29 protein-coding genes are annotated in these 19472 nt (G+C 64.9%); 6 read left to right on the plus strand and 23 right to left on the minus strand.

All coding sequences use genetic code 11. The features are described 5' to 3' along the window. Window positions 1-151: 151 nt before the first annotated feature. A complete protein-coding gene (locus PRN20_RS17965; protein ID WP_273958977.1) occupies window positions 152-541 on the plus strand; it encodes a hypothetical protein in 390 nt (129 codons plus the stop codon). An 8-nt stretch (window positions 542-549) separates the two neighbouring features. Here the strand turns inward: PRN20_RS17965 and PRN20_RS17970 are convergent, their stop codons facing one another. Further along, window positions 550-1440, minus strand: a complete 891-nt coding sequence (locus tag PRN20_RS17970; RefSeq protein WP_273958978.1) for a DMT family transporter — start codon at window positions 1438-1440, stop codon at window positions 550-552. 74 nt (window positions 1441-1514) lie between these two features. Next, a complete protein-coding gene (locus PRN20_RS17975) occupies window positions 1515-2417 on the minus strand; it encodes a DMT family transporter (protein ID WP_273958979.1) in 903 nt (300 codons plus the stop codon). Between the two features lie 258 nt (window positions 2418-2675). Between PRN20_RS17975 and PRN20_RS17980 the strand changes: the two genes are divergently transcribed. After that, complete coding sequence (locus tag PRN20_RS17980) at window positions 2676-3389, plus strand: DNA helicase (protein ID WP_273958980.1); 714 nt, start codon at window positions 2676-2678, stop codon at window positions 3387-3389. A gap of 72 nt (window positions 3390-3461) precedes the next feature. Here the strand turns inward: PRN20_RS17980 and PRN20_RS17985 are convergent, their stop codons facing one another. The 3 genes from PRN20_RS17985 to PRN20_RS17995 form a co-directional block, all read right to left on the minus strand. Then, complete coding sequence (locus PRN20_RS17985) at window positions 3462-4142, minus strand: class I SAM-dependent methyltransferase (protein WP_337956262.1); 681 nt, start codon at window positions 4140-4142, stop codon at window positions 3462-3464. A gap of 106 nt (window positions 4143-4248) precedes the next feature. Then, window positions 4249-5076, minus strand: a complete 828-nt coding sequence (locus tag PRN20_RS17990) for a carbohydrate-binding family 9-like protein (protein ID WP_273958981.1) — start codon at window positions 5074-5076, stop codon at window positions 4249-4251. 4 nt (window positions 5077-5080) lie between these two features. Then, window positions 5081-6313 (minus strand): aminotransferase class V-fold PLP-dependent enzyme, encoded by a 1233-nt coding sequence (locus tag PRN20_RS17995; RefSeq protein ID WP_273958982.1) that lies wholly within the window; start codon window positions 6311-6313, stop codon window positions 5081-5083. Window positions 6314-6611: 298 nt separating this feature from the next. On the opposite strand from PRN20_RS17995, the gene PRN20_RS18000 reads away from it, so the two are divergent. Then, complete coding sequence (locus PRN20_RS18000) at window positions 6612-7055, plus strand: glyoxalase superfamily protein (protein WP_273958983.1); 444 nt, start codon at window positions 6612-6614, stop codon at window positions 7053-7055. Window positions 7056-7191: 136 nt separating this feature from the next. Next, the gene (locus PRN20_RS18005) at window positions 7192-7908 is read left to right on the plus strand and encodes a glutathione S-transferase N-terminal domain-containing protein (protein ID WP_273958984.1); all 717 of its coding nucleotides are present in this window, start codon (window positions 7192-7194) and stop codon (window positions 7906-7908) included. 24 nt (window positions 7909-7932) lie between these two features. Here PRN20_RS18005 and PRN20_RS18010 read toward each other — a convergent pair whose 3' ends face one another. Then, window positions 7933-8418, minus strand: a complete 486-nt coding sequence (locus tag PRN20_RS18010) for a DUF2147 domain-containing protein (protein ID WP_273958985.1) — start codon at window positions 8416-8418, stop codon at window positions 7933-7935. A 198-nt stretch (window positions 8419-8616) separates the two neighbouring features. On the opposite strand from PRN20_RS18010, the gene PRN20_RS18015 reads away from it, so the two are divergent. Continuing rightward, a complete protein-coding gene (locus PRN20_RS18015; RefSeq protein ID WP_273958986.1) occupies window positions 8617-9552 on the plus strand; it encodes a serine hydrolase domain-containing protein in 936 nt (311 codons plus the stop codon). Window positions 9553-9754: 202 nt separating this feature from the next. Here PRN20_RS18015 and PRN20_RS18020 read toward each other — a convergent pair whose 3' ends face one another. From PRN20_RS18020 to PRN20_RS18100, 17 genes are all read right to left on the minus strand, one after another. Then, entirely contained in the window at window positions 9755-10879 is a 1125-nt protein-coding gene (locus tag PRN20_RS18020) for a tyrosine-type recombinase/integrase (RefSeq protein WP_273958987.1), read from the minus strand. A 292-nt stretch (window positions 10880-11171) separates the two neighbouring features. Further along, window positions 11172-11375: a hypothetical protein gene (locus tag PRN20_RS18025; RefSeq protein WP_273958988.1), complete on the minus strand. Its 204-nt coding sequence runs from the start codon at window positions 11373-11375 to the stop codon at window positions 11172-11174. Next, the gene (locus tag PRN20_RS18030) at window positions 11376-11801 is read right to left on the minus strand and encodes a hypothetical protein (RefSeq protein WP_273958989.1); all 426 of its coding nucleotides are present in this window, start codon (window positions 11799-11801) and stop codon (window positions 11376-11378) included. Window positions 11802-12005: 204 nt separating this feature from the next. Then, on the minus strand, window positions 12006-13145 hold the full coding sequence (locus PRN20_RS18035) for a MazG nucleotide pyrophosphohydrolase domain-containing protein (protein WP_273958990.1): 1140 nt from the start codon (window positions 13143-13145) through the stop codon (window positions 12006-12008). Then, window positions 13142-13360 carry a hypothetical protein gene (locus tag PRN20_RS18040; protein WP_273958991.1) on the minus strand — a complete coding sequence of 73 codons (219 nt, stop codon included), beginning with the start codon at window positions 13358-13360 and terminating at the stop codon, window positions 13142-13144. Before PRN20_RS18040 ends, PRN20_RS18035 begins: the two co-directional genes overlap by 4 nt. A 392-nt stretch (window positions 13361-13752) precedes the next feature. Next, a complete protein-coding gene (locus PRN20_RS18045; RefSeq protein ID WP_273958992.1) occupies window positions 13753-14202 on the minus strand; it encodes a hypothetical protein in 450 nt (149 codons plus the stop codon). After that, window positions 14202-14360 carry a hypothetical protein gene (locus PRN20_RS18050; protein ID WP_273958993.1) on the minus strand — a complete coding sequence of 53 codons (159 nt, stop codon included), beginning with the start codon at window positions 14358-14360 and terminating at the stop codon, window positions 14202-14204. Before PRN20_RS18050 ends, PRN20_RS18045 begins: the two co-directional genes overlap by 1 nt. 53 nt (window positions 14361-14413) lie before the next feature. Continuing rightward, window positions 14414-15019 (minus strand): PD-(D/E)XK nuclease family protein, encoded by a 606-nt coding sequence (locus PRN20_RS18055; protein ID WP_273958994.1) that lies wholly within the window; start codon window positions 15017-15019, stop codon window positions 14414-14416. Further along, window positions 15019-15927: an ATP-binding protein gene (locus PRN20_RS18060; RefSeq protein WP_273958995.1), complete on the minus strand. Its 909-nt coding sequence runs from the start codon at window positions 15925-15927 to the stop codon at window positions 15019-15021. The genes PRN20_RS18055 and PRN20_RS18060 overlap by 1 nt, the downstream gene beginning before the upstream one ends. Further along, on the minus strand, window positions 15917-16090 hold the full coding sequence (locus PRN20_RS18065) for a hypothetical protein (protein WP_273958996.1): 174 nt from the start codon (window positions 16088-16090) through the stop codon (window positions 15917-15919). The genes PRN20_RS18060 and PRN20_RS18065 overlap by 11 nt, the downstream gene beginning before the upstream one ends. After that, on the minus strand, window positions 16087-16878 hold the full coding sequence (locus tag PRN20_RS18070; protein ID WP_273958997.1) for a hypothetical protein: 792 nt from the start codon (window positions 16876-16878) through the stop codon (window positions 16087-16089). Before PRN20_RS18070 ends, PRN20_RS18065 begins: the two co-directional genes overlap by 4 nt. A 100-nt stretch (window positions 16879-16978) precedes the next feature. After that, on the minus strand, window positions 16979-17188 hold the full coding sequence (locus PRN20_RS18075; protein ID WP_273958998.1) for a hypothetical protein: 210 nt from the start codon (window positions 17186-17188) through the stop codon (window positions 16979-16981). Beyond that, complete coding sequence (locus PRN20_RS18080; RefSeq protein ID WP_273958999.1) at window positions 17185-17418, minus strand: hypothetical protein; 234 nt, start codon at window positions 17416-17418, stop codon at window positions 17185-17187. Before PRN20_RS18080 ends, PRN20_RS18075 begins: the two co-directional genes overlap by 4 nt. Window positions 17419-17429: 11 nt before the next feature. Then, entirely contained in the window at window positions 17430-17780 is a 351-nt protein-coding gene (locus PRN20_RS18085; RefSeq protein ID WP_273959000.1) for a hypothetical protein, read from the minus strand. Window positions 17781-17860: 80 nt separating this feature from the next. Continuing rightward, the gene (locus PRN20_RS18090; RefSeq protein WP_273959001.1) at window positions 17861-18052 is read right to left on the minus strand and encodes a hypothetical protein; all 192 of its coding nucleotides are present in this window, start codon (window positions 18050-18052) and stop codon (window positions 17861-17863) included. A gap of 159 nt (window positions 18053-18211) precedes the next feature. After that, window positions 18212-18496 carry an Arc family DNA-binding protein gene (locus PRN20_RS18095; RefSeq protein ID WP_273959002.1) on the minus strand — a complete coding sequence of 95 codons (285 nt, stop codon included), beginning with the start codon at window positions 18494-18496 and terminating at the stop codon, window positions 18212-18214. A 333-nt stretch (window positions 18497-18829) separates the two neighbouring features. After that, window positions 18830-19117, minus strand: a complete 288-nt coding sequence (locus PRN20_RS18100) for a helix-turn-helix transcriptional regulator (RefSeq protein WP_273959003.1) — start codon at window positions 19115-19117, stop codon at window positions 18830-18832. 87 nt (window positions 19118-19204) lie between these two features. On the opposite strand from PRN20_RS18100, the gene PRN20_RS18105 reads away from it, so the two are divergent. Continuing rightward, window positions 19205-19423, plus strand: coding sequence for a carph-isopro domain-containing protein (locus tag PRN20_RS18105; protein WP_273959004.1), 219 nt, complete (start codon window positions 19205-19207; stop codon window positions 19421-19423). Window positions 19424-19472: the final 49 nt, after the last annotated feature.

A 19472-nucleotide genomic window follows, 5' to 3' on the forward strand; every position in this document is an offset into this window, starting at 1 on the left:
GCAACCGGCCTGGGGTCGGGGCAATGGGGAATGGCCCCGAGCACCCGCAAGCTATTGAGACAGTGTAACAAGCAGATGACGCGCGTTATCATATTCGCGACATTTTCGGTGCCTAGCGATGGGACGCGGGCAGGGCTTGGTGGAGATACACATGAAGCAGTTTCTGACGGGCGCGCTGGCGCTGGTGATGGCAGCGGCAACGATCGCTCCGGCCGTGGCGCAGGATGCGGCCGGCCTGTGGCGGCCCGACATGACGTCGGACTATGAAGTCACGATGTGCGGCAAGGACGACGCCCAGCTCTGCATCCGGGTGGTGGCCCTGCGCGACGCCATGGATACCAAGAAGAACCGCCCGTACCTCAACACGACCATCGTCGACAAGGCGAAGCCGGTGGGCAAGAACCGCTGGAAGGGGCCGATGCACCTGTTCGGCCAGAGCGGCGACGCGACGATCACGCTGCGCGGCGAGAACGACCTGATGGTCAAGGTGTGCGCCTATATCGTGGTGTGCCGCGAGTACCCGATGAAGCGGGTCGAGTAACCCGTCCGCTACGCTGCGGACCGGCGCTGCTGCAGCGCCGGCACCGCTTCCACCAGCACGATGGCGAAGAAGATCATGGCGGCCCCGGCATAGCCGATGGGCGTCAGCCGCTCGCTGAGGAACAGGGCGCCGCCGATGGCGGCGAACAGGCCCTCGGCCGCGAGGATGATCGCTGCGTTGGCCGGCGGCACGTATTGCTGCGCCACGGCCTGCAGGGTGAAGGCCACGGCCGTCGAGAGCAGGCCGGCGTAGAGGAGCTCGATCCAGCCGTTGCCGATGGCGGCCAAGCTGGGCGTTTCGAACAGGAATGCGCCACCGCCTGCAGCGAGCGCCGTAGTCAGGAAGCAGATGACCGAGATGGTGATGGGGAGGCCCGTGCTGCGGCTGACGATGCCGATGAGCAGGACCTGCACGGCCCATGCGACGGCGCTGGCGATGACGAGGAGATCGCCGGCGTTGAGGCCGTCGATGCGCCCGCCATTGAGGAAGTAGACGCCGACCACTGCCATGGGCGCGCAGGCCCACAGGATCGGATGCGGGCTGTGCCTGAGCGCCACCAGCGCCAGGATGGGCACGAACAGCACGTAGAGGCTGGTGAGGAACCCGCCATTGGTCACGGTGGTCATGGTGAGGCCGAGCTGCTGCAGCCAGACGCCGAGGAAGAACGCGACGGCGATGAGGGCGATCTGCCAGAGGTCGCGGCGGGCGAGGCTCGCGGGCTTGCGGCGGCGCAACTCCCACAGCACCAGCGGCACGATGGCGAGGCCGCCGAGCAGGTAGCGGGCGGCGATGAAGGTCAGCGGCCCCATCTCGCTCATGGCGGACTTCTGCGCGACGAACGCGAAGCCCCAGAGCATGGTGGTGAGGATCAGGGCGAGAACGGCAAGGGAGCGCGGCATCCGCGCTGTGTAGCGGTCGCGGCTTCGGGCGTCGAACGGATTTTGACGACGGGTGCCCGACGCGTCCGGTGTGGCTAGGCGGCCCGCAACTGCCGGCGTTGCCGCAGTGCCGGGATGGCTTCGACGAGGATGATGGCGAAGAAGATGAGCGCCGCCCCGGCGTAGCCGATGGCGGGCAGGCGCTCGCCGAGCAGCAGGGCGCCGCCGAGCGCGGCAAACAGGCTTTCGGCCGACAGGACGATCGCGGCATTGGCCGCCGGCACGTGCTGCTGGCCGATGGCCTGCAGGGTGAAGGCCAGCCCGGTGGACAGCAGGCCGACATAGAGCAGTTCCATCCAGCCGGCGGCGATGCCGGACAGATCAGGAGCCTCGAGGCTGAAGGCCAGGGCGAGGCAGATGACGCCGACGCTCAGGAAGGTCATCGCCGACAGCGCGACAGGCAGGCCGGTCTGGCGGCTGAGCAGGCCGAGCATGAAGACGTGGCCACCCCAGAACACGGCGCTCGTCACCATCAGCAGGTCGCCGACGTTGAAGGCTTCGAGGCGGCCGCCGTTCAGGTAGAAAATGCCGATGAGCGCCAGCGGGACGCCGACATAGATGATCGGGTGCGGCCGGGCGCGAATGGCGATGAAGGCGATCAGCGGCACGAACAACACGTAGAGCGCGGTGAGAAAGCCCGAATTGGTGACGCTGGTGTGGGCGAGGCCGTATTGCTGCAGGATCGAGCCGGCGAAGAAGGCGGCGCAGAGGATGGAAATCTGCAGCCAGAGGCGCGGGGTGAAATCGGCGCGGGTCACGGCCTTGCGGCGCAGTTCCATGATCGCGAAAGGCAGGAGCGCGATGCCGCCGAGGAGGAAACGGGTCCCCGAGAAGGTCAGTGGCCCCATATGGTCCATCGCGGATTTCTGCGCGACGAAGGCGAAGCCCCAGATGGCGGTGGCGATGAGGAGCAACAGGACGGCGATAGGGCGGGACATGCGCCGGATGTAGCGGGGGCGGTCCGCGGCGTCGAACGGATTTTCGCGATGGGCGCGATCAGCGTGCGTGATGGGCGGGCGGTGGGCCGATGGAGGGCGGCGGAGGAATCAGCTAGCTTTCGGTTCTGGCGCACGGCCCGCGCCTCCCCCCTCCGACGGGAAAGTAGATCGCATGCAGGGCTGATTGAGCATCGAACCGACTGATCGGGCGAAGGCAAAAGGAGGGATTGCTGTTGGGCTCGTACCAGGAGGTTTTTGATGAAGCTGTCTGTTCCGATCTATCAGTTGAAGCGTGACGCCAAGCGGCGGGCGCGTGACGAGGGGATACCCCTGCACGAGGCGCTCGATCGCGTGGCTGTCGCAGAGGGGTATTCCGGGTGGAGCCTGTTGGCCGCCCGGTATGCCGAGAGTTCTCCGGCGGCCAGGCTTTATGGGCGACTGGAGCCCGGAGAGATGGTGCTCGTCGGGGCGCGACCCGGGCAGGGCAAGACGCTGCTGGCGCTGGAGCTTGCCGTCGAGGCGGCGAAATCTGGCGGGCAGGGCATGTTCTTCACGCTCGAATACACCGACAAGGACGTGCTGGAGCGGTTGCGGGCGATCGGACGGGAGCCGGAGGAGCTGGGCTCCCGGTTTGGCTTCGATTGCTCCGACAGGATCTCGGCCGACTACATCATCGAGAAGATGGCTCAGGCACCACGCGGCACGCTTGTTGTCGTCGACTACCTGCAACTGCTCGACCAGCGGCGGGAGAATCCGCCACTGGCGGAGCAGGTCCGGGCGCTGAAGGCCTTCGCCGGCGAACGCGGGCTGGTGATCGTCTTCATCTCGCAGATCGACCGCTCGTACGACCCCACGGAGAAGCCGTACCCGGATGCAGGAGACATCAGGTTGCCCAACCCGGTGGACCTGCGGTTGTTCAGCAAGACCTGCTTTCTGAACAATGGCGAGATCAGCCTGCAGACGGCAAGTTGAGCTTCGGGCCTCGCCTCAGCACGCATCCAGCGCTTCGAACGAGGCGCTGGATTTACGATGAGTGTCGGGTGGCTAGCGGACGGAGAACACCAGGAACGACTGGGAGTTTGCCCACCAAGGCAAGGCGGCCAAGGGAGCGCTGAAGTGCGATCGGAGATCGAAAGCACCCTGCAACAAGACCCGCAGTGCACGATGATCGAAACCCTTGTGCGAGTGCCGGACGTCGGTCGCGCGCCGGACCTGCCGGCCGAAGAGGCCCTGGAGCACGTCGCGAGCCGAATAGTCGGATGGGCGGCGGAACAGCAGGACGCGGTTCAGTTCCTTCAGCGGCAATGCCAGCCCCTGCATTATCGGCACCGACACTATGAGCGTGGCGCCCGGCTTGCAGGTGCGGGAGACGTCAGCGATGAAGGCCGCGATCTCGTGATCCGTGAGATGCTCGAGCACCTCGAAGGCCGTCAGCACGTCCACCGTTCGGGGTTCGACGGAGGCGAGGTTCGGCAGGTGAGAGACGTCGGCGTGCAGTAGCTGCATGTATGGCTCGATCGCCACCCGCCGCAGGTCCGACCGCCGCCGACCGAGCTGATGCAGCATCTCGCCGGTGCCGGCGCCGAAATCGACGATCAAGCCGCCGGCAGGTGCGTGCTTCTCAAGCAACGCCAGAGACAGGCGATGGCGCGAGCGGTGCGCGAAGCGAGCAAGCGGGTTGGGGCTGGCGATCGTTTGCCTGTCGTATGAAACCGACCTGTTCAATGCAGCCCCTCCGGCGCACCACCTTCGCGTGTGCGCCCCTGCAGCACGCTATGCGTGGTCCCCCGCCCCTGCAAGCGGGAGAGGAGGCCTGACTGCTGCTGTCGGGTCACTCGGCGAAGGTCACCTGGGTGAAGCACTCGGGGGTGTGGGTGTCGGCGACGCCGAAGGGGTGGGCGGCCCAGCCGGCGGTAGCGGTTTCGGTCCGCGTGCGCAGTTGCTGGAAACGGCCCATGAAGATGCCCCAGGTATCGCCGGGCCTGGGCGGCAGCGAGCGGCCATTGGCGAGGTCGGCGAGGCCTGCCCAGGGGATGACGATCTCGGCGGACCAGCCGCGATCGAGCGTCGTCGGGTCGTTGAGGGTGCCATCGGCGTGGACATGCACCTCGAGGCCGGGCAGGTCGTAGTCGAGGAACGTCCAGCGGGTGCCGCGCGGATGGTTGCCGGTCCAGAAGGTCCTGGGGCCGGGGACGTAGTCGCCGCCGAAGCTGTGGACGCGCGGGTGGTGGACGTCGAAGCGCGGCACATCCCACTTGCTGCCTCGGGTGTAGGCGTCGCGCCAGATGTAGAACACCTCGTAGATGGTGCCGAGCGCGTTGAACTCCAGTTCGTAGTAGCTGTCGCCGCCATCGATGAAGATCTCGAGGTCGTTCTCGTAGAACAGCAGTGCGTCGCGCTCGGTCATGGTGGCGGTGAGGTTGGGCTCGTCGGCCCAGAAGGCGAGGTAGAGCGCCTTGTCGTCCCACAGGATGCTGGCGGTGGTCCCGAGCGGTGCCGGATCGCCGGTCAGCATGTCGACGAAGCGCGGGGTGCGCGGGGCATTGGCCCACGCGGGACCGGCTGCCCTGCCGTCAGGATGGATGGGAGCGCTGGCGCGGCGGGCAGTGTAGGCGCCGGGGACGTTGCCGTAGCCGTTCGGGTTCGGTCGGGGTGTCATGGCTCTACTTCAGCTCGGAATCGAGGGCCTCGATGAGGCGCTGCACCTCCTCGGGGGAGGTGTAGTGCGTGAACGAGACGCGCAGGACGCCGTGGCCGGGATTGATGCCGAGGGCTTCGAGCAGGCGGTAGGCGTATAAATGGCCGCCCGAGGCCATGATCTGCTTGCGCGCCAGGCGTTCGGCGGACTCGATGGCGAGCCCGGTGGTGGCGATCGCGATGGTGGGAGCACGCAGGGCGGGGTCGGTGGGGCCGATGACGCGCAGGCTGTTCCGCGAACGCAGGAAATCCATCAGCGGCACCATCAGCGCCTCTTCCTGGGCGCGCATGGCGGCGTGGGCCTTGCGGTAGGGATTGGCGCCTTCGACCTTGTCGCCGGCGATCTCGGCGACGCGCTCGAGATAGTCGGCGATACCGGCCGAAGCGGCGATCTGGGCGTGGTCCGGGCCCGCCGGGGTCAGGCGCTTGCGCGGCTGGGTGTCGTTGAAGAAGTGGCCCTGGTTGGGGAGTTCGGTGGCGAGCGAGGGCCGGATGGCCATGATGCCCTGATGCGGGCCGTACACCTTGTAGGCCGAGAACAGGTAGATGTCGCAGCCGAGTTCGAGCAGGTCGGGCAGGCCATGCGGGGCGTAGGAGACGCCATCGACGACGGTGACGGCGCCGAAGCTCTTGGCCTTCTGGACGATCTCCCGGATCGGGTTGATCTCGCCGACGATGTTGGAGGCGTGCGGGAAACAGACGGCGCGGACCTTGCTGTCGAGCAGCTTGTCGAGGGCGGCCGGATCGAGATTGCCGGTCTCAGGGTCGACCTTCCACTCGCGCACGACGATGCCGCGGTCGGCCAGCCGCCGCCACGCGCCGGAATTGGCCTCGTGGTCCTGGTTGGTGACGATGATGGCGTCGCCGGGCTTCAGCCAACCGCCGAAGGCGTTGGCCAGCACATAGGTGTTGGCCGAGGTGGAGGGGCCGAAATGGATCCAGTCCATGCCGACATTGAGGGCCTGGGCGATACGGCGATAGGCCAGGTCCATGGCAGCGCCGGCTTCGCGCGAGGCGGGGTAGAAGCCGTAGGGCTGCACCTTGGTGGCGCGGTAGTAGTGATCGAGGCGATCGATGACGTGGCGCGACGTGTACGAACCGCCCGCGTTCTCGAAGAAGGCCCAACCGTCGAGACTGGGCTCGCGGAAAGCGGGGAACTCGGCACGGATCAGTTCGGTATCGAGAGGAAGGGCGGTCATCGGGCGCTCGGAAATGGCGGGACACCGATGGTTAGCGGAGGCCTGCGACGCCTGCAATTCAGCTGTGTGGATAAGGCGCTGTCCGGGCGGGGAGGGGCTCGGGCGCCGGCATTGACAAGCAGGGACATCTCACCCACATGTGGACCCGTGCTGCTGGCGCCTGCCGCTCGCCGGGAAAACCCGATGGTGAAGTCCAGCCGCGGATGGCCCGCGACCCCTACATGATCGCTCCTTTGCGAGGCGGTTCATGGCAAGGCGAGCCCCATGAGATGATCCGCCTCTGTTGAAGAGGACCGACATGACTTTCTCTCTCGATACCCCCAGTGCGGCCACTCTAAAGGCCGAGGCAAAAGCCCTGCGCTCCGAGCGCGCCCTTTCCGGCAGTCCCATCTCGCATGGCGAGGCGCTGGAAGAAGTGGCGCATCGGCACGGCTACCGCGACTGGAACACCGCCGCTGCGGCGATCCCCGATCGCGTGTCGGGCCCGGTGCAGGTGGGCCAGCGGGTCAGCGGCGCCTATCTCGGCCAGCCGTTCCTTGGCCTCGTGATCGGCGTCAACCTGATGGGCGACATGCAGCACTATGCGGTCACGGTGAAGTTCGACCAGCCGGTGAACGTGTCGCGCTCGGAACTGATGGGCCCGATCTGGCGCCAGCGCGTCCGCTCGACGGTCGACCTGCGCGGCATCTCGATCTCGCACACCAGCGACGGCGAACCGCACATGCGCATCCGCCGGGCCTGACGGAACGGCGTGCCGGATGGTGGGTTTTCCCCCGCCGTCCGGCCGCCGGGTTGTCTTTCATCGGTAACTGCCGATATAAAGGCGGCTCCGGCGGCTGCGGCCCCGGCTCCTCTGCAGCAGCACGGACAGATAGCCCATGACCACCCAGACTCTGCCGATCGACCTTTACTATGCGGCCACGCCGAACGGCCGGAAGATCACCATCATGCTCGAGGAGCTGGAGCTTCCCTACGGGATCTACCCGATCAACATCGGCCGCGGCGACCAGTTCAAGCCCGACTTCCTCGCGATCTCGCCCAACAACAAGATCCCCGCGATCGTCGATCCGGAGGGGCCGGAGGGCAAGCCGATCTCGATCTTCGAGTCGGGCGCGATCCTGAAGTACCTCGCAGAGAAGTTCGGCCGCTTCTACGGCACGACCTGGCGCGAGAAGGTCAAGATCGACGAGTGGCTGTTCTGGCAGGTGGGCGGCTTCGGCCCGATGCTGGGGCAGAACAACCACTTCTCGCGCTATGCGCCCGAGAAGGTTCCCTACGCCATCAAGCGCTACATGGACGAGTCGCACCGGCTCTACCGCGTGCTCGACACCCAGCTGCAGGCGCAGAAGGCGGCGGGCAAGGATTTCGTCGCCGGCGACTATTCGATCGCCGACATCGCGATCTATGACTGGTCGCGCGGCTCGGACAACCACGGCATCGACATTGCCGAGTTCCCGACCTTTGCCGACTGGCGCCAGCGCGTCACAGACCGTCCGGCGGTGCAGCGTGCGCTCGGCATCACGCTCGATTCCTCGCAGAACATCAGCGCCGCGACCGACAAGGAAGCGCAGCGGATCATGTTCAACCAGCGATAATCGGATGATCGGGGGCGGGGTGGCCTAGCGGCCGACCCGCTCCCATTCCTGGTCCTGGCAGAGCACGTAGAGGACGCACCCCTTCAGGCGGATGGCGTTGGCGTGCATGACCTCCACCGAGCCGGCATAGACGTTGCCGTCCTCGGGGTTGTAGATCTCGCCCTCGTAGTAACGGGGGTTGCCGGTGGCCCGCAGGGTCAGGATCTGCAGGCCCTGAATCGGCCTGTGCTTGAGCTGCGGGTTCTTGTTGTTGACGTCCGTGTAGGACGCCGGGTCGAGCGTTTCGAGCTCGGCGCCGTACTGCTTCTTGAGCCGGTCGGGCACCACGATCTTGGTGATGTAGCCGCAATAGCCCGCCGAGCAGCGCGCGATCGTCAGCTCCGTTTCGGCATCGGTGAGCCACACACCTTCGACGACGGCCGGTGCAGCGTGACTGACGCCGGCCAGAAGCATCATGCCTGCGGAAACAGCGCCCGCAGCGTTACGCAGCCAATTGTTCAGCCCAGACATTGGACCATCCCAACCTCACGCCGCGCTGCTCGAATCGAGCCCTGCGGTTATACCATCAGGTGGGATGATGATGGGCGCATGCGCCAAATCAATGGTAATCTCAAGTAAAGAACATCTTCGGCAAAGCGCCGCGACAGTTATGCATCACTGGTGCGGTTGAGTACGCTGGGGAGGCATTTCGGCGCCCGGGAACCTCGAATGTCCGCCACAGACGCTGATGCGCTGATCACGCAGGCCGGCCTTGCGACAACGCAGCCGATCGCCATCGCGGCGCGCGGTCGACGTGGCCGCGTGAGCGCGGTCACTGGTTACTGGCCGGATGGTGGACCCGTGCAAGCGGGTGATCTCTTTTACGCTGCCAGCCTGACCAAGCAGGTGACCGGAGCCATCATCGCGCGTCTGGTCCAGTCGGGGAGCATCGATCCGGACTTTCCTGTTCCCCAGAACTTTCTGCCCAGGTGGACAGTGTTGCCCACGGTGCGGCAGGTGCTGCACCATACCGCTTCGCTGCCCGAGGCGGGCCGGCTCGAGAACGCGCTCGATGGCGGGTCGTGGACGAGCGAGTACGTGATGCAGATGGCCGCCGAACTCGCGCCTCCTGATTGTCCTATCGGCTCCGCCTTTGCCTACTCCAACCTCGGCTATGTCATGCTTGCCCGCCTTGCGGAGCAGGTTGCCGGAAGGACTTTCGCCGAACTCGCTGCGGACGTACTGCCTTCGTCTGCGGCCTCCGGAATGGCCTTCTTCGCTACCGGTGCGCTTCCGGTGTCACCGCACGCGGCCCTGCTTGGATCGAGCCTGCCACTTACCACCGGTGACGGAGGGCTGTGGACGACAGCCGACGCCTATGCCGATTTTCTCGACATGCAGAACGAAGACCGATCGGGTGCAGCCCGTCTGACCCAAGCGGACCACAGGCTCCGGAACGGCGAGTTCGTGCGCTACGGGTGGGGCATAGGCATCCGGACGCTGGCCGGGCACCCGCTGTACATTCACGGCGGTGGCTGGACCGGAGCCCGCTGCAAGGCCATCCGTTCGCCTGCTCTCGGGCTGAGCGTCGTGGTGCTGACCGTCGGAGAGCAGGATGCCGCCATCTCCGCGCTGGTCGATAAGCTAGCGGAGGCGGTCGCGTAGTCGCCGCGTACGCTCGCCGGCACCGACCCATCAAGCTGACCCACCGCTTGTACTGGGCTTTTCGACGCGACCTGTCACCACGGTTTGGTAGCTGTCGTCAAAACCCCTTGCCCATCCCCGCGATTGCCCCTATCAGGACCGGCGACGGAGAGGTGGCCGAGTGGTCGAAGGCACGCCCCTGCTAAGGGCTCGATAGGATCGCTCATTTTCGCTTGCCTGCCAAGCGCTTGACCACGCTTCCGGTTTTGCCCTGTACAGCCAGCGTACGAGCGGCCTCTTTCCCGGCTCGGAACGCATCGCGAACGCGGGCCTCTGAATCCTCCGGGTGCGTGTAGGTATTGAGCATCACGGCGGGGCTTGCCCAGCGTCCTTCCTTGGCCGCGGAAACCGCGTCAACACCCTGACGGACGATCATCTCGGTTCCAAACCCGTGGCGGCCGGCGGCGTGGGGGGACAGGTATTCGATGCCCGCTCGCTTGCACGCAGCCTGCCAGCGGCGGTAGAGCGCACCGCTTCGCCCACCGGCAATAGTGAATACGCGCTTCTTCGCCTCCCCGCGGTACGGCACTGGTAGGTTGGAGATCATCACGACAAGCTCGGGTTCGACGGTCACCCACTGCGTCGGGTGCCCCTTCGTGGCCGGGAGTCGCAGTCTGCCCGCAGAGAGGTCCATGTCGTCCTTGCGGGTCATGGCGATCGACTGGCTCACCCGAGCTCCGCGCGTGAACATGAAGTACGCCAAGGCGGCGTCTCTAGGCTCGGCATGCTCACAGAAGGCCAGCAGCCACGGCCAGCTCCCAGGCGTGCGAGGCTGGCGACTATCGACCCCCCTTAGCCGATCCTGGTTCATGGACGCTATGCGGTCGAATGCCTTTATGCGAATTGGCGAGCACTTGCCTAACTCGTGCGCGTGGTTGATGACAGACCGAACCGGCGTCACCACCTGACGCTGCCACGTGTCGGTTGAGGCGAGCGGGTACAGTTCCTTCGCCAGCTTGCGCACATAGGCCGGGGTGATGTCCTTTACCCGCATCTTGCCGATCCGGCGCATGATCGGGATGAGGTACTGCGCCTCTCGTTTACCCGCCGGGTATTCCAGAGACGCCATGCCGAACGTCAGCTCGTCTTCTGGCTTCGGCGCATCTGGTCCAAGGATACGACGGACCCGCGCCGCCCGGTATATTTCTTCGAGTTTGGCTTCCGCGACAACTCGGTCAGTCGTGCCAAGGCTCTCTCGGATATATCGGTCGTTATCAGGTCGACGGCCTTTGACCCACCAGTAGCGGCCGCGTGGGTAGAGCTCGAGAGTTCTTTCCTCGTCGGACATGCCGGCTCCTCGAAGATCTGGTCGATATGCTCGGGAAGGAGAACGATCGCATTCCCCAGCGACCGATAGGCGCCCAACTGGCGCGCTTTCTCCCTCAGCGTGCGCTCGGATATTTCAACACCCGCGGCTGATAGTTCGGCAACCCACCCGGCAGGCGTTTTGCCCTCGGAAAGAATGCGTGGCGTCATCCCAGCACCCCCAACGCCTTAAGCCCTTGGTACGCAGCAGATGCGATAATCCCGAGGCCAACAACAATAGCGGCCCATTTAGCTTCGGCCCCGTTGAGCTTCATCTATTCAAGCTCCTTGAGGGCAGCGCGGCCGGCTTCGGTGATGCGATGGAAGCCGAGGTCATCCCCTTCGAGGAAGCCGGCCTTGACGAGCGCTGCCGTGTGAGCGCCCCACTTCTTGATGCCGGCGCGCATAGGATCCCCAATGGTCCAGCCACCAGCCTCCCACCTCCGCAGCCACCATAGACGTTCGGTCGTCAGCTTCATCTATTCCACCTCTTGAGGGGTGAGGGAGAGGGCTTCGCGGGCGCGGCGGAAGTCGGCTTGCGTGAGGTATACCCAGCCGACGCCTTGCTCGTCGGGCAGAGGGTTGCCGTGGTAGTCGAGATCGCCGCGATCACCCATGTACTCGGCAAACGGCCTCAGCGCTTCTTTCAGCCGATACCTTTCGGCTTCGGCGGCTTGGGCGCGGGCTTCGAGATCGATGCACGTTTGAGAGAGGCCGTCGATAGCGTGGTCGGCTTCGCTCAATGCGGCGGCGGCTTCGGACTTGAGCGCGTTGTTGGCGACGAGAAAGTCGGAGACGGCGGCCCTTCGCTCCGCTTGGTCAGTGCTGACGACAGCACGTGCAAGAGGCTCGTCGGCGATGTGCCGCGGCTTCAGCCGCTCCACGAGGGCTCTGGTGTCGGTCATGGCGAGGGCTCTCCATTGTAGTTTGCGAACGCCCACGGTGTGCAATCTGGGCAGAACCAGCGGCGCTTGCGGCATGTCCAGCCGTAGCGGGCAAGTGCTGCAAGGGCCTCCTGACGGGTGCGGCCGAGGCCGAGGTTAGCCTGCTCGCACTTGCGGCAATGAACCTCGTAGGAAGCGAGGACAATCCCGTCGATGCTCGCCATCTCACTGCCCCCGACCTGATGGAGGATTGGGAAGGGCGGCGGTGAGAGCGGCAATGGCCGCATCAAGCTCCGGTATCAGATTGTCCCGGTCGCCGTAGCCATCCTCAATGAGCACGCTATTCAGCGCTCTAAGCTTGCCGACCATCGCCTCCGTTACCTCGCTCCTGACGGGTGAGGTGTAGAGGGGCTGAACCTCGGCATGGTCTTCTCCGAAGGCGGTGAACTCCGGCTTGGTGCTGGCGTACTTCCAATCGAACCCGTCGATCGCTTCAATGTCGAAACGCCACCGGAACGCCACCGGCTCTGCCTTTGCCTCTGCGACGGGCTCAAGGGCGGCGTTTGCGCTGGCGACGATGAACGGGCCGTCGATGTGGCCAACATGATCGACCACGACGTTGCCGTGTGCGTCCTCGATCCAGTCGTGGTGCAGCGCTTCCCGCCGCTCGTACTTCCACGGCAGTGGGCTTAGATGCTCCGGCGGCTTCACCATCCCGGCCTTTGCCTCTGCGGGGCGTGAGCGGCTGGCGGCGAGCTTGACCGGCATGCCGAGCTTTTCGGACTTGCTGTTGAACGCCTCGGTCACGCACACGGCTAGGTCGAGCCCGGCCGCGTTGGCGAGCAGGTCGAGATAGATCAGCACGTCGCCGATCTCGGTCGCCAGCATGGCGGTGTAGGCGGCAGGGTCGTGGTCATTGCCGACCGTCCCGAGCATGGGCCTGCGCAACTTCTTGACCACGTTGCAGGCTTCCCCGACTTCGCCGGCGAGGGCGTTTGACCAGTCGGCCAGCGTCCAGTTTTCGGAGCCGCCCCAATGGGCCTGCCGGTCGAGATTGGCCTTGCGGAGATCGGCAAGCGTCAGCGCCTCCACTTCCGCCTCAGTTGGCTCGGGCCGCGTCGGTTGAGCGGCTGATAGAGCGGCTTCGAGGGCGGCAATGTCCTCGACCGAGCGCGTGTCATACAAGGCGCAGCATCGGGCCCACCACTCGTCGCGCTTCTTCGCTGCCTCGTCCGCGCCGACCAGCCACGTCTGCTTTGCCTTGCGGTCGTAGAACACGAGCATCAGCACCGCGTCCTGCCACGCCTTGTCTGTCATCCAGGCGATCTGTTCGCGCTCGATCATCTCTTCGGTGACGCTTGTCATGTCTGAGCCTCGGTCTCGGGCTCGGAACCGTCGATCTCCTGTTCTGCCCAGCCCCCCAGGACGGAAGCAAACCAGTCGGAATTCATGTCCGATTTCTCGCCAACGCCGTCCCTGACGAGATCGGCAAACCACTCTGCTATTTCCATCCGCTCATCGTAGGTCTGTTTCTTCAGCAACTCGGCGATCTGAAGGTTGGTCGGGTCGTCTTTGCTCATGGCTTGCCTCGAAACTGGTTGATGATGCGGACCCCCTCTTCGTCGTCCCCGCTCACAGCCCACAACAGCAGGGCTACGTGCAGGGGGTCGACACCGACAGAGGCCCAATAGGCTTCTTCGTTCATGGAGTGCTGGCGGTCGTGTTCTGACCGGGCCAGTGGTACGACCCAACGGTCATCCGGCTTTTCGCCCATCCCTGTCGCCGGCTTGGCGTACCGAGTGCTGGCGAAGCGGATATGCGCGGGATCTACCCGGCCGGTGCCAGGAACAAGCGAGGGCAGGGACGCAACCCACCTGAGGTGAGATGCTGCCTTGTCGCGGGGCTTCCGGCTCTGGCGCTGCGGGCGGTTCACTGAGAACGCAGTGGCGGGGCGGATTATCTCGTAGCCCAATTATGCCGCCCTCCGCTCGCCCTTGGCCCGCATGTGCTCCATGTAGAGCGGCAGCGGGTCATAGCCGCAGAGCTTCACCAGGCGGGCGAGCGCGGCATCGAAGAATGCGGTGAAGCGTTCCTGCGGGCACTCAGCGAACGACTTCGACGCCGGCACGCGGTAGTAGATCAGGCCGTGCTCGGTCGGGATCGCGATCTGCCGCACGAAGCCAACCTCCAGCTGCAGCCAGTCGGAAAGCTCGTCCTTCGTTGGCCACGGGTCGGCAGCCTCGACGTTGGCGCAAACCCATGCCAGCAGGCCCCAATAGGTACCGAGCTGCGACAGCGATCGCGCCTTCGTCGCCGTGACGTTCAGGTCGGCGTGCTCGGGCAGGTCGGCCATGATGTCGGCCCAATCGGGAGACGGGGCGTAGAGGGTCGCGCCTTTGCGGCGAAGGACGAGCTTGGTCATCAGCCGGCCCTCGCTGCCGCGAACATCCGAGCGACGTACCGCTCACGCAGCACCTCGTATTCCTGCCACTGCTCGACACTGGCACCCTCGGCCACAAGCCTTGCTTCGATGTCCCGGCATACGTCCGACAACTGCTCATCGGTCGCTGCGGAATCCATCCGAACCTCATCGGTGAGGTGGAGGAGGGGCCGCTTGAGAAATGATCCGCCTCTCATGCTTCCACCCTCGCGTCAGGCAGGTTCATGCGAGTGGCGAATTCCTCGAACTCACCAGCGAGGCGGGCGCAGTCGTCTGCCATGCCGGGATAGCGATAGGCACGCAGGGTCTGCGGAGCCGATACCCGATAGACCTTCGGCTCCATCTCCCTGATTTCGAAGATGTGCCACTCGAAGGCGTCGGCACCGAAGATGTCGAGGTAGAAGCGCCACTGGCAGCCCTCGAGGTAGCGGTCCAGGTCGACGCGCGAGGTAGTCTTGTGGTCGACCACGCGCTTGCCGTCGAGGCAGTCGACCTTGCCCGTCACCGTGAGCCCGCCGTACTCCTTGAACGCGCGCAACTCGCGGATGAAGGGCAGGGCGATCTCGGCATCGGGCAGGTGGAAGGTGTAGCCCATGGCGGCGAACGTCTCGTGTTCGCCGTCCTGCGCATTCTCGATGGCGGCATGGAACGCCGTGCCGGCCATCATCGCCTCGCTGGGCTCATCGGTCGTGATTGACCGGATGAAGTCCTCGACGGTCGGCTCTTCCTGATCCTCGAAGAGAGGCTTCCAGTTGAGCCAGCGCCGATAAGCCTCGATGTTCGAAACGCGGGCCAGCATCAGGCGGCCTGCTTTTCGGCGGCCGCGACATAGGCTTTCCTGGCGTCGTCAAAGACCAGCCCGAGTTCCTTCGCCCGGTCACGGACCATGATCTTGCATGCATGCCCGGCGTCCTTGGCGCGACCGAGAAGGCCGTTCAGGTGATCGGCCGTGGTCACGTTGGGCAAGGTGGTGCGGAACCACTCCTGTTCCGCCTGCGCGGCCCGCTGGTCCTCGGTGAGCGCGTTCAGCCGGTCCTTAGTGGTCTGGATCACGCCGGCAAGGAAGCTGGCAAACTCCGGGCTTTCGAAGTGGGGAACCTGCAGCGGCTCCAACTGGCCGGGGTTCTTGCCGAAGGCGGCATCGGTCGGGGAGAAGCGCAGCCAGCGTTTGCCGTCCGAAATCACCAGCCGCCCCATGGCATCGGCGGCCTTGTAGATCTCGCCCTTCGACCCGCCCTGCACGTCCAGGCGTTCAATCACGTCATCGCCGTTGCGCTGCTCGTCCATGTGGGCGATCAGCACCACGTCCTTGCCAAAGCTGTTCAGCAGCTTGAGGAAGGAGCCGAAGCGGGACTTGAGTTCGCCATAGCCCTGCAGGGTCAGGGCGCCGCCGCGACCATGCTTGGGATTGGCTCGGATGATGTCCACGGTCAGGCAGTCGAGGGCGCGGCCGGCCGTATCGACAATGACGGTCGAGAACGGCGCCAAGTCCTCGGCGGTGATGCCAGCGACATCCTGCCAGTCGGTGACGCGCACCACGTCCTTGCGGTTCGCGGCCCTGTGGCTGCCGTTGTCGAAGTCGAGCAGCAGCGGCGCGTCGGCGGTGAACGCCAGCGAGGTCTTGGCGATGCCGGGCGGGCCGTAGATGACCATGTTCAGGCGATCGACCTTGATGGGGTCGGCGGCGCGGGTGATCTTAAGCGGCATTGGATGGTTCCTTGTTGCTGGAATTGACGGGCCGGTCGCTCAGGCCGGATGGTGATCTGGTGAGGAGGTATTCGGCCTCTACCCACTTGCCCCGGTGCATGACCCACTTGAGCTTGAGGGCTTCGCTTTCGGCCGCGTGAGGGAGGAGGATGGGGGCGCTCATGCCGCTGCCCTCGCGTCGATGTTCCGGCGCTCAACGGTGAAGGTGTAGGCGGCGACCCAAGGGTTGCCGCGCCATGCTTCCGGGCCGTTGATCCTGCGCCAAAGCTCCGCGTACGCCTCGCGGGCTGTGTCCCAGGTCCGCTCGTTGAATGGCTCGGGGGCGCAAAAGGCATGCAGCCGACCGTGCCCAGCAAGCGTCTGCTGAATACCCTCGGCGAGCGCATCCTCCTCGCTGAGGTCCTGCAGCCGCTGCACCCTCACGTCGGTGACGGTGAGGGTGAGGCGCGAGGCCCAGCGGGGCATGAAGATCGAAGGGCGCACCAAGGCGGACGGGGGAATGTTTTCGTACCAGCCTTCGGCGTTAAGCTCGGCCCCGGCTTTTTCGACGCGGGCGCAGACGCGCTCCAGAAAGTCCTCGCTGTCGGGCGAAAGCGACCGGCTCTTGGCATCGTCTGCCGCGTAGGTGACCCACACGTCGCCGTCATCGCTCCATGAGGTAATCCGGTGGGTCTCTTTGACCCACAGCCGATCGCCCGGCTCGAACCGCCCATAGTGACGGTGATAGCCGTCCTCGCCCCAATCGGACTCGCCCACCGGCAGATCGTCGGGATGGTAGTACGGCACGAGCAGCCGCTGCACGCCGGCTGGGTTGTCGACCTTGGCGTGCGCGAAGCTGTGCGGATAGTCCTTCGGCCCCTGCCACTTGAACGCCCGCCGCGTCTGCGTCTTGGTGCCGGCGAGCAGGGCGCGGACCATGGGGGGGCTGAACAGGATGGGCTTGTCGCTCATGCCGTCACTCCAATTGCGATGAGGAAGATCGCGACAGCGAACTCAGTGGCGAGGAAGATCGCGAGGTCTGACATGTCGCCGCGATGGAAGAGGCGGAGGTTCATGGCGCCTGCTCCATTGCTTCGTCGTCGATGTCATCCAGCGTGCGGGGCTCGCACTCGACCATGCCGGTGCCTTCGCACTCAGGGCAGATCACCTGCCGGAAGTCGGGTTCAGTGGCTCCGCTGCTTGCCGGGAGCGGGCCTTCATCCCATTCCCCGGCGCCGTCACAGCAGGGGCAGGGAGCAAAGCCGGTGTAGCGGTCGCTCATGACTTCACCTCCGGTCGCGCCGGACGATTGCACCAGTCGCAACGCCGCATGCAGAGGTCGCAGCCGCCATCGGGATCGATGCAGGCGTATTCCTCGAAGCAGTGCGAGACGTAGCCTTCTCCACCGCAGTTCGGGCAATCGAGGGTGTCATCGGGGTCGTACTCGTCGCCTTGGCTGCTGGCATACGTGTTGTCGCGGGCGCTCATGGCGACAGAGGTTGCCTTGTTCACTCTCTCGCCCATCACGCAGCCCTCACGGTTGCGGGCGCGTCGACAGACACAGGCAGATCATCGAAGCACGGGCCGGTGTCCGTGCCGGTGAAGCAATCCTCGCAGATCAGGTCGCGGTAGCCAGTGCGCGGATCGACGGAGGCAACGCGCAGGTCGTGGCGAGTGCCGCAGTAGGGGCAACCGAGGTACTGTTCGGTAACCTCAACCTGCTCGTCGCCGTCGCCATGGTCGAAGTAGATCGAGCCATCGAAGTCGGCATGAGCGCCAATCCAGCGCATCACGTCTGCGCTGTCGTGACCGATCAGCCCGTGACGGGCTCCGAGAGAACCAACTGCGTGGAAGTTACCCCATTCCTTAGCCATCTGCGTCTCCCCATCGGTTATGCGCCGTAGCGCCTGACTTCACTGTGCCGCGTCCCACGAGGGGGCGCGGGGCGGTGGGGTCAGCCGCGCTCCGCTGCCGCGATCGCGTCACGGGCGATGAACATCCATTCCGGGCCGCCGCGACCCTCGTCGAAAGCTGCGCGAGCGTCTGGCGACATCGCTTCACGCGAGTGGCGCAGGGCCGTCTTGAGGGCGGCGAGCATCTGCGCGGCTGCGTCGATGAGGTGGTCGTTGCTCTGTGTGGTGGTCATTCTCTCGTCCTCCATCGCGCTTCGTGCGCTGATCTCGATGGAGCAGAGGATATCACGCTACGTGATGATAGCAAGCACAAAATTCACGCTACGTGAAGTTTTGGGTGTCGGGCATGAAAAAACCCGCCGAAGCGGGCTGTGTGGAGCGGCGGCGGCGGCCTATTCCTGGCGTCGCCGCCTTCCGGGCTTCTTGCGTGAGACAATGGCAAGGCCGCTCACAAAGTGGCCGACCACCTCGGCACGGTCGCGCTCGTCGAGCAGCGCCAGCAGAGGGCGCAGCGCCTCCGCCAGCTGCGCCGCCGGGTCGGGCTCAAAGGTGAGGGAGAGCCTGGCGAGGATTTCCCCGTTCATGCTCCGGCCGCTCGCCTTTCTCGCTCGAGCGAGATCGGCCTTCAGTTCGGGCGTCAGTCGGAGATTGAATCTGGGCTGCTCATGCTCGGGCATGCCCCGACTTATGGCCGAAAGCGCTTCGACCCGAAATGGTGTCAAAATAGGGTTAAGGTCCGGAAAAAATGTGCCATTTTACCCGGTGTTCACAGGCGAAGGCGTGCACTTGATACGTAAGGAATCGACATGCTGGCGGGGAGGGGGTCACATCAGAAGATGCGCGTTGCGTTGCGCGCATGACATACTGAGGGGTGTTAAAAGTGCATGAGCAGTTTCTAAGGCGAAGCGCATGTCAGATTGCGGCTCAATTGCCGGAGAGCCGCGAGGATGCGATCAAGGTGATGGGCTATGTGGAGGATATTTTGAAGAACTTGGGAGGCGGCTGGGGGGTTAGCCAGCGGCCTTCTCTACCGACAGGTCCGGCAGCAACTCAAGTAGTCGCGTTGGTAGGCCATCACGCCTGCCGAGGTATATCCAATCAAGAGTAGCCCCGGTCCTCACCTGGATCCGAATGGCCACATCGATGTCTGGTCGGCGGTGACCCTTCTCGTAGTTGTTCATCGCCGGCTGCGATACCTCGATCAATGCAGCGAACGCCGACTGGTTTTTGCCGAGCGCCTCCCGCAGCGCGATCAGCCGCTTCGCGATATCCGGGTTTGATCTTCCGCCGTCAGACATGGCGACTTTGATCGCATATCACGCGGCGAAATAAAAATAACGCGTGACGGCTTGATTTCAGTTCACGCAGCGTGATAAACATGCTGCATGACCGATGTAGCAAAGCTCATTGATGATCTCGGCGGCCCGTCGAAGGCGGCCTCAGCGCTCGGCATCAACAACCCGAGCGTGGTGATGAACTGGCGCAAGCGCGGCCAGATCCCGTTCAATCGCGTCTTGGCCGTTGAGGCCCTGACCGGCATCTCCCGCCACGACCTCCGCCCCGACATTTTCGGCCCGGCGCCGAAGAAGGGCAGGGCGGCATGATCCCCATTGATCTCTCCTGCCTCCTCATAGCTGCAACCATCACAGCGGC

The sequence above is a fragment of the Devosia sp. ZB163 genome (genome assembly GCF_028613635.1).
In the GTDB taxonomy this organism is placed as follows: Bacteria; Pseudomonadota; Alphaproteobacteria; order Rhizobiales; family Devosiaceae; genus Devosia_A.

Bases quoted from the DNA above. Each gene is read 5' to 3' on its own strand.
- PRN20_RS18010 (WP_273958985.1), bottom strand. From the start codon at position 8,418: ATGTCTGGGCTGAACAATTGGCTGCGTAACGCTGCGGGCGCTGTTTCC.
- PRN20_RS18065 (WP_273958996.1), bottom strand. From the start codon at position 16,090: ATGAGCGCCCCCATCCTCCTCCCTCACGCGGCCGAAAGCGAAGCCCTC.
- PRN20_RS18075 (WP_273958998.1), bottom strand. From the start codon at position 17,188: ATGAGCGACCGCTACACCGGCTTTGCTCCCTGCCCCTGCTGTGACGGC.
- PRN20_RS18005 (WP_273958984.1), top strand. From the start codon at position 7,192: ATGACCACCCAGACTCTGCCGATCGACCTTTACTATGCGGCCACGCCG.
- PRN20_RS18045 (WP_273958992.1), bottom strand. From the start codon at position 14,202: ATGACCAAGCTCGTCCTTCGCCGCAAAGGCGCGACCCTCTACGCCCCG.
- PRN20_RS17990 (WP_273958981.1), bottom strand. From the start codon at position 5,076: ATGACACCCCGACCGAACCCGAACGGCTACGGCAACGTCCCCGGCGCC.
- PRN20_RS18030 (WP_273958989.1), bottom strand. From the start codon at position 11,801: ATGACCGACACCAGAGCCCTCGTGGAGCGGCTGAAGCCGCGGCACATC.
- PRN20_RS18095 (WP_273959002.1), bottom strand. From the start codon at position 18,496: ATGCCCGAGCATGAGCAGCCCAGATTCAATCTCCGACTGACGCCCGAA.
- PRN20_RS18050 (WP_273958993.1), bottom strand. From the start codon at position 14,360: ATGGATTCCGCAGCGACCGATGAGCAGTTGTCGGACGTATGCCGGGAC.
- PRN20_RS18060 (WP_273958995.1), bottom strand. From the start codon at position 15,927: ATGCCGCTTAAGATCACCCGCGCCGCCGACCCCATCAAGGTCGATCGC.
- PRN20_RS18070 (WP_273958997.1), bottom strand. From the start codon at position 16,878: ATGAGCGACAAGCCCATCCTGTTCAGCCCCCCCATGGTCCGCGCCCTG.
- PRN20_RS18035 (WP_273958990.1), bottom strand. From the start codon at position 13,145: ATGACAAGCGTCACCGAAGAGATGATCGAGCGCGAACAGATCGCCTGG.
- PRN20_RS17995 (WP_273958982.1), bottom strand. From the start codon at position 6,313: ATGACCGCCCTTCCTCTCGATACCGAACTGATCCGTGCCGAGTTCCCC.
- PRN20_RS18105 (WP_273959004.1), top strand. From the start codon at position 19,205: ATGACCGATGTAGCAAAGCTCATTGATGATCTCGGCGGCCCGTCGAAG.
- PRN20_RS17965 (WP_273958977.1), top strand. From the start codon at position 152: ATGAAGCAGTTTCTGACGGGCGCGCTGGCGCTGGTGATGGCAGCGGCA.
- PRN20_RS17970 (WP_273958978.1), bottom strand. From the start codon at position 1,440: ATGCCGCGCTCCCTTGCCGTTCTCGCCCTGATCCTCACCACCATGCTC.
- PRN20_RS18025 (WP_273958988.1), bottom strand. From the start codon at position 11,375: ATGAAGCTGACGACCGAACGTCTATGGTGGCTGCGGAGGTGGGAGGCT.
- PRN20_RS17975 (WP_273958979.1), bottom strand. From the start codon at position 2,417: ATGTCCCGCCCTATCGCCGTCCTGTTGCTCCTCATCGCCACCGCCATC.
- PRN20_RS18020 (WP_273958987.1), bottom strand. From the start codon at position 10,879: ATGTCCGACGAGGAAAGAACTCTCGAGCTCTACCCACGCGGCCGCTAC.
- PRN20_RS17980 (WP_273958980.1), top strand. From the start codon at position 2,676: ATGAAGCTGTCTGTTCCGATCTATCAGTTGAAGCGTGACGCCAAGCGG.
- PRN20_RS18055 (WP_273958994.1), bottom strand. From the start codon at position 15,019: ATGCTGGCCCGCGTTTCGAACATCGAGGCTTATCGGCGCTGGCTCAAC.
- PRN20_RS18100 (WP_273959003.1), bottom strand. From the start codon at position 19,117: ATGTCTGACGGCGGAAGATCAAACCCGGATATCGCGAAGCGGCTGATC.
- PRN20_RS18090 (WP_273959001.1), bottom strand. From the start codon at position 18,052: ATGACCACCACACAGAGCAACGACCACCTCATCGACGCAGCCGCGCAG.
- PRN20_RS18015 (WP_273958986.1), top strand. From the start codon at position 8,617: ATGTCCGCCACAGACGCTGATGCGCTGATCACGCAGGCCGGCCTTGCG.
- PRN20_RS18000 (WP_273958983.1), top strand. From the start codon at position 6,612: ATGACTTTCTCTCTCGATACCCCCAGTGCGGCCACTCTAAAGGCCGAG.
- PRN20_RS18085 (WP_273959000.1), bottom strand. From the start codon at position 17,780: ATGGCTAAGGAATGGGGTAACTTCCACGCAGTTGGTTCTCTCGGAGCC.
- PRN20_RS18040 (WP_273958991.1), bottom strand. From the start codon at position 13,360: ATGAGCAAAGACGACCCGACCAACCTTCAGATCGCCGAGTTGCTGAAG.